Origin of the sequence: Micromonospora alfalfae (assembly GCF_022230925.1) — a bacterium.
GTDB lineage: Bacteria > Actinomycetota > Actinomycetes > Mycobacteriales > Micromonosporaceae > Micromonospora > Micromonospora alfalfae.
Window position 1 is genome coordinate 23,947 of the sequence record NZ_JAKKFH010000049.1, and the last position, 6,714, is coordinate 30,660.

The 6,714-nt window shown below is 71.6% G+C and carries 5 protein-coding genes; 4 read left to right on the forward strand and 1 reads right to left on the reverse strand.

Annotated elements, in window-relative coordinates:
• Positions 1 to 24 precede the first annotated feature (24 nt).
• Entirely contained in the window at positions 25 to 1,488 is a 1,464-nt protein-coding gene (locus MED01_RS31140; RefSeq protein WP_238672040.1) for a tyrosine-protein kinase domain-containing protein, read from the forward strand.
• On the opposite strand, the gene MED01_RS31145 is transcribed toward MED01_RS31140, so the two are convergent.
• Positions 1,469 to 2,023, reverse strand: a complete 555-nt coding sequence (locus tag MED01_RS31145) for an arsenate reductase/protein-tyrosine-phosphatase family protein (RefSeq protein ID WP_238672041.1) — start codon at positions 2,021 to 2,023, stop codon at positions 1,469 to 1,471. The two genes, MED01_RS31140 and MED01_RS31145, sit on opposite strands and share 20 nt — an antisense overlap.
• Positions 2,024 to 2,191: 168 nt before the next feature.
• Here MED01_RS31145 and MED01_RS31150 point away from each other — a divergent pair, with 168 nt between their 5' ends.
• The 3 genes from MED01_RS31150 (at position 2,192) to MED01_RS31160 (ending at position 5,965) form a co-directional block, all read left to right on the forward strand.
• A complete protein-coding gene (locus tag MED01_RS31150; RefSeq protein WP_238672042.1) occupies positions 2,192 to 3,439 on the forward strand; it encodes a glycosyltransferase family 4 protein in 1,248 nt (415 codons plus the stop codon).
• 103 nt (positions 3,440 to 3,542) lie between these two features.
• A complete protein-coding gene (locus MED01_RS31155) occupies positions 3,543 to 5,321 on the forward strand; it encodes a DUF4012 domain-containing protein (protein WP_238672043.1) in 1,779 nt (592 codons plus the stop codon).
• Positions 5,322 to 5,335: 14 nt separating this feature from the next.
• A complete protein-coding gene (locus MED01_RS31160) occupies positions 5,336 to 5,965 on the forward strand; it encodes a hypothetical protein (RefSeq protein WP_238672044.1) in 630 nt (209 codons plus the stop codon).
• Positions 5,966 to 6,714 lie beyond the last annotated feature (749 nt).

A 6,714-nucleotide genomic window follows, 5' to 3' on the forward strand; every position in this document is an offset into this window, starting at 1 on the left:
CGGACCGGCACGGGGGCGCTCCTGATGGACCTGCTCCGCCAATTGCGCCACGTGCGTCGGCACTGGTGGGTCGCGCTGGTCACGGTCATGGTGGCTCTCGGCGTCTCGGCGTTCCTGACCGTACGGGCCCAACCTCGATACGTCGCCTCGGTGACCTTCTTCGTCACCACCCCCAACACCGGCGTCACCGACGCCTACCAGGGCGGGCTCTTCCTCCAGCAGCGCGTCAAGTCGTACGCCGACCTGCTCAGCAGCGACCGGCTGGCGCAGAGCGTGGTGGCCGAAACTCCGGTCGGCCTCACCGCGGACGAGGTGCAGCGCCGGGTGAGCACCTCCACCGAGACCGGCACCGTTCTGCTGCGGGCATCGGTCACCGACACCGACCAGACCCGCGCGTTGCGCGTGACGGAGAGCCTCGCCAACAAGTTCGTCGAACTCGTACAGAAGGTGGAGACGACGCCGGAGGGCAAGGCGCCCATCAAGATCGAGGTGGTCAGTGGCCCGCGGGTCAGCGCCAACCCGGTCTCGCCGCAGCCGGTCCGCAACCTCACCCTCGGTGGCCTGGTCGGCCTGATCCTGGGCATCGGTCTGGCGATCCTGCGCGGCGTCGCCGACGTCCGACTGCGCGACGCCGCCGGCCTGCAACGCGCCACCGGCAGCCCGCTGCTCGGTGAGATTCCGTTCGAGGCCAACGCCCGCAGCGCCCCGCTCATCGTGGGCGACGCCGCGACCTCGGCGCGCGCCGAGGCGGTCCGCAAGCTGCGGACCAACCTGCGCTTCGTGGACGTCCACGAGCCTGCCCGGGTCATCGCGGTGACCAGCGCCCTGCAGGGCGAGGGCAAGACCACCCTCTCCTGCAACCTGGCCATCGCCCTGGCCGAGGCGGGCTGGCGGGTGCTGCTCGTCGACGCCGATCTGCGCCGCCCGAAGGTCGACGACTACCTGGGCCTGGACGCCGGCGTCGGCCTCACCGACGTGCTGGTCGGCGACGTGAAGGTGGGCGACGTCGTGCAGCGCTGGGGCGACAAGTCGCTGCTGGTGCTGCCCAGCGGGTCGGCCCCGCCGAACCCGAGTGAGCTGCTCGGCTCCAAGGCCATGTCGGACCTGCTGCTGGCGCTGCGCGAGTCGGCGGACATCGTGATCATCGACACCGCGCCGCTGCTCGCGGTGACCGACGGCGTGGTGGTGGCCGTGCAGGCCGACGGCGCGCTGCTGGTGACCCAGCAGGGCCGTACCTCGCGCACCCAGGTCGCTGCGGCGGCCCGGTCACTGCACTCGGTCTCGGTCCGGCTGCTCGGCTGTGTGCTGAACATGGCCAAGGTCGCCAAGGCCGAGGCGTACCAGTACGAGGCCTACCGGGTGGTGGCCTCGACTGCCGAGGCGTCGGTGCCCGCCGACCGGGCGGCGTCCGGCCGGCACAGCGCGACAGCCGACGGGGTCAACGGCGTCCCCGACCACACCCAGGAACTCACCCGGCTGCCCCGATGAGCGCGGCGAGGGGTCGCAGCGACCGTTCGATCTCCTCGGCGCAGCGTCGGAAGTCGGCCGCGGTACCGCCGATCGGGTCCCGAAGGTCGTCCTCGTCCGGGGCTGCGGGTTGCAGCCGTCCCCGGGCCTGGGCGGCGGCGGCGATCGCCGCCCGCAGCGGGTCGTCGGCCGAGTCGGCGGGCGGCTCGGCCGCCGCGGCCAGCCGGCCGAACTGGCGCAGTGTGAACGTGCGGTGCAGCGCTCCTGGCGCCAACGAGGTACAGATCGAGCGTTGGCGTCGGGTCGCGGTCAGCACGAGCGTCGCGTCGACCAGATGCTCGGGGCGCAGCCCCCTGGTCCGGAACGCCGCCGGGTCCGCACCGATCTCGGTCGCGACCTCCATGGCGTACGGGTGCATGGCCAGCCCGTCGATCGCGTCGGTGCCGGCGCTGGCCACCTCGACGGGTCGGTCGGCCAGCAGCCGGCGGGCCAGGTACTCGGCCATCGGTGACCGGCACAGGTTGGCGTGGCAGACGAACAACACGCGATCAGCCATCGGTGCCCCTCTCATCGGTACGGACACCGGCGCTCGCACCGCGGGGGCGGTGCGTCGACGCCGGAGGTCGCGCGGGGAGGGGTTGTCGGCATCGTACGCGCGCCGCACGCCGGCCGGTCGTGGTGCCGCGCCGGTCGCCGGCGATCCCTGTGGGACGGAGGCGCGCCGGTGAAGATCGGCATCCTGTCGTACCACTTTCCGCCCGAGCCGGCGTTCATCCCGGGGAGCCTCGCCGAGGAGCTGGCCGCGCGTGGGCACGAGGTGCGTGTCCTCACCGGCTTCCCGGACTACCCCGGTGGCCACGTCTATCCCGGCTGGCGGCAGCGGTGGCACCACGAGACGCACAGCCAACGGCTGAGCGTCCGACGGGTGCCCCGGTACCCCGGGGGTGCCGCGTCCGTCGGCGGCCGGATGGCCAGCTACCTCTCCTTCGCCGGCAGCGCGGGGCTGGTCGCACGCCGGTTCCTGGGAGACGTGGATGCGCTCTACGTCTTTCAACTGCCGGCGACGACGTTCGCCGCCGCCGGGGTGCTCCGGTTGCTCGGGCGGGTGCCGGCGGTGCTGCACGTGCAGGACGTCTGGACCCGCGACGGCGCGGACGAGGGGAGCGAGGGCCGCTGGGCGGCGCGGATGCGCGGCACGATGACCCGGATCTACCGGAGCGCCGCGCGAATCGCGGTCGCGGCGCCGTCGATGAAGGACCTGGTGGTCGCCGCCGGCGCCGACCCGGCCCGGGTCCGACTGGTGCTGAACTGGACCGACGAGCGGATCTTCCATCCGGCGACACCCGGCGCGGCGGCCCGCCAGCTGGTCCGTCGTGACGGTCGGTGCGTGGTGATGCACGCCGGGACCATAGGGGCGCGCCAGGGACTGGAGACCGCGGTCCGTGCGGCCGCGGCACTGGACCGGACGATGGATCTGGTTCTGGTCGGTTCCGGCGCGGCGGAGCGGCGGGTGCGGGGGCTCGCCGCGGAGCTGGGGGCGGAGAACGTCCGTTTCCTGGAGCGGCGGTCGCCGGTCGACATGCCCGAGCTGTACGCCGCCGCCGACTACCAGCTGGTCATGTTGCGCGACCTTCCTGAGCTGCGCGGCACTGTGCCCGGCAAACTCCAGGCCGCGCTCTCCTGCGCCGCGCCGGTCATCGCCTCCGCCGGTGGGGACACGGCCGAGTTGGTCGAACGGGCTCGGGCTGGGTTGTCCTGCCCGCCGGAGGACTGGGCGGCGTTGGCCGACAGGTTCTGGTTGGCAGCCACCATTCCGCCGCCGACCCGCACCGAGATGGGTCGCCGGGGGAGGGCCGCGTACCTGCGCGAGATGTCGCTGCCCGCAGGCGTGGACCAGATCGAACGGCTGTTGCACGAGGCCGCCGGACGGGTCGCAGAGCCCGCCGCTGAACCACGAAGAAAGCTCGCTTAAGGGACGACAATTGCGATAACGGTACGAACTTCCCTCAGGCGTGCTAAGAACGTCAGGGAATCGACCTTCTGTCCGGTTCCGCGAATGGGAGTGTGGTGTGACGGTGAGCGAACGTCCGATCCGGCGACGGAGCCGGTCCCGGCGTCGTCGGCGGGCCCGACTGCGACGGGCCCTCCTCGGCGCCCTCGTGGTTGGCTCGCTGCTGCTGGCGACCGGCGGGTGGATCGGCTTCCGCGGCTGGCAGGCGCGCACCCACCTGCTCAACGCCGCCGGCCTGGCCCGAGAGTTGAGCGCCCAGATCGTCGGTGGGGACACCGACCGCGCCCTGCGGACGCTCGCCGCCCTTCAGGAGCAGGCCGGCGCGGCTCGTACGGCAACGGCAGACCCGAGCTGGGAGCTCGGACGGCGTACGCCGATCGCCGGCGACGACCTCGACGCCGTCGCGCAGATCGCAGTCGCCATCGACGAACTGGCCCGGCACGCGTTCCCGACCCTGCTCCGGACGGACCTGGCCAGCCTGGTGCCGACCGGCGGCCGCGTGGACCTCGCCCGGCTCGCCGCCGTCTCCACGGAGCTGTCCGGGGTGCACGAGTCGGTGCAACGTACCCGCCAGAACCTGGCGGCGGTGCCGGCCGACAGTCTGGTCAGTCAGATCCGGCAGGCGCTGAGCGACCTGCGCGACGAGATCGACCGCCTCGCCAGCCTCACCACGGCCGCCGATCAGGGTGCCCGCCTGCTCCCGCCGCTGCTCGGCGCGAACGGCCCACGCCGCTACCTGCTCGTCTCGCAGAACCTCGCCGAGTTGCGCGCCACCGGCGGCATGTTCGGCGCGTACGCGATGATCGAGGCGGAGAACGGCAAGGTGAAGATGGGCAAGCAGGGCAGCACGTCCTCGCTCGGTCAGTTCACCCCGGCGCTGAAGGTGCCCGCCGAGACTCGGGCGCTCTGGACGGACCTGCCCGGCATCTACCCCGCCGACGTCAACCTGTCCCCGCACTTCCCGACCGCCGCCACGCTGTACCGCGAGATGTTCCGGCGCAAGACCGGCACCACTGTCGACGGCGTGCTCGCCGTTGATCCGGTGGTGCTGTCCTATCTGCTCAAGGCGACCGGTCCGGTGCTGGTGCCCGGCGGTGTCCCGCTCGCCAGCGAGAAGGTAGTGCAGACCCTGCTCAACGACAGCTACCAGAGTCTCGACGTCAAACAGCAGGACGAGTTCTTCGCGGCGTCGGCGTCCGCGGTGTTCGACGCCTTTTTCAAGAAGAATGTCAACCCACGGGTGTTGTTGTCCGCATTTGACCGTGCTATCACCGAACGCCGGATATTGTTCTGGAGTGCCCGACCTGAGGAACAGCGGACATTCGGCGAGAGCCGGATGGCCGGGACGCTTCCGGAACAGGACACCGTGCCGACCGTCGGCGTGTTCCTCAACGACGGCAGCGGCGCGAAGCTCGGCTACTACCTGCGGCCGACGGCGAACCTGACGGTCGGCGAGTGCCGATCGGACGGCCGCCGTGAGCTCCGGCTACGGGTGACCCTGCGCTCAACGGCGCCGAAGTCCGGACTTAGCAAATCCGTCCTCGGCCTGGGCCTGGCTGGCGATCCGTACACCGCCCGCACGTTGGTGTCGATCTTCAGCCCGGCGGGCGGCGCGGTGCTGGAGGCCCGGCTGGACGGGGTCGAGACGGCACTTGGCAGCGGCACCGAACGCCGACGTCAGGTGGCGACGGCCAGCGTCGATGTCGGCCCCGGCGCCGAGCGGGCACTGGAGGTCACCCTGCTGACGGCCAAGACCGGCGTTGGGCAGGCCGAGCTGTGGCTGACCCCCACCGCCAGCCCCTGGACCACCCAAGTTCATTCCGCACCAAGCTGTGATCAGTAGGAGGGAACCAAATCATGCGGCTATCCCGCATCATCATGGCGCTCACGGTCGGCCTGGCCGTGGTGGCCGTGCCGACGGCAGCGGGGGCGGCACAGCCGCAGCCGCAGCCCACCGCGACGACCGACCCGCCGCAACCGCCGCCGTACCCGCCGACCGCCGCGTCGCTGACCGTCAACCGGCCGACGATCTACCTCGGCGAGACGGTAGTGCTCACCGGCACCAACTTCGGTCCGAACGAGACCGTCGACATCAACGTGACTGTCACTCCGCAGGCCGCTCCGGCCGGCGGCGCGGCTCCGGCTCGCCGCAGCGACGGCAGCACCGTGGCAATGGCTCCGGTGGCCTACCAGGCGAGCGCGCCCCTGCACTTCACGGCGTACACCAACGCCCAGGGTCGCTTCACCAAGAGCTACAAGCCGTCGGTGACGGGTCTGCTGACCTTCACCGCCACGGGCCGGGAGTCCGGCCGTACCGCCACCACCGAGCTGCGGGTGCTGCACAAGAAGCAGCCGCTGCCCGTCACGGGTGACAGCCTCGGCACGCCCATGAAGCTCGGTGGCGGCCTGGTCGGCGCCGGAGCGGTGATGCTGCTGCTGACCCTGGCCTGGCGTCGTCGCCAGCGCTTCGGTGGTGCGGCGCACTAATCCACACCCACCGGGCCGCGCCCGGACAGCACGCAAGCTGGCGCCCGTCGGAACACTCCGACGGGCGCCAGCCTGTTCGGATGGACGCCCGCCAGCGCCGTCCCCGGCCGTCGTCGGTCCGGCCATGCCCGCCGGTGTCAACGTCGACACCGAGCGGTACGCCCAACGTCCAGCGCTGCCGCGTCGAGGGTCAGCCCGGCCCGCACCCCTTTACCGGTTTACCGGCGACAGTCTCTTCCCAGGCGGGGTGGGTAACACCGGCGAACGGCCTTCAACACGGTCACGGTGAGGCGCTGCCCAGCCCGTGTGTCCGCCAGCTGCCCATCTGCGGCCTCGGCGTGCGGCTTCGGTGTGTCTTGCGGCCTTTGCGCGGTCAACCCATTCGTGATCGACTCGGGTTTCATGATGTCGGGGTGTCCGGCCGTCCGGGATGCCCCGACTTCCGTGAACCCGAGTGGATCACGCGGGTGAGGGTCGATTCGACGCCTTGGACGCGGCGCTGGGTGGGTGGTTTGTCCGTGACCGGGGGTTTCTGGGCGGTGACCGGATGCACTCGTGGGTCGGAATCGTGGCCGGGGCGGGGTCGTTACATACCCTGACGATCGCAGTACCACCGGCCCGCCGCCCGCCCCCTCGGGGCAGGTCGCGCAGGTTGGAATGCCGGCCAACGCCCGGTCGTTACAGTCCCCACGACGACCTCTGGCACCGCCTTGATGAGGGTGCCGGCAGGTGGGCCAACCCGGAATGAC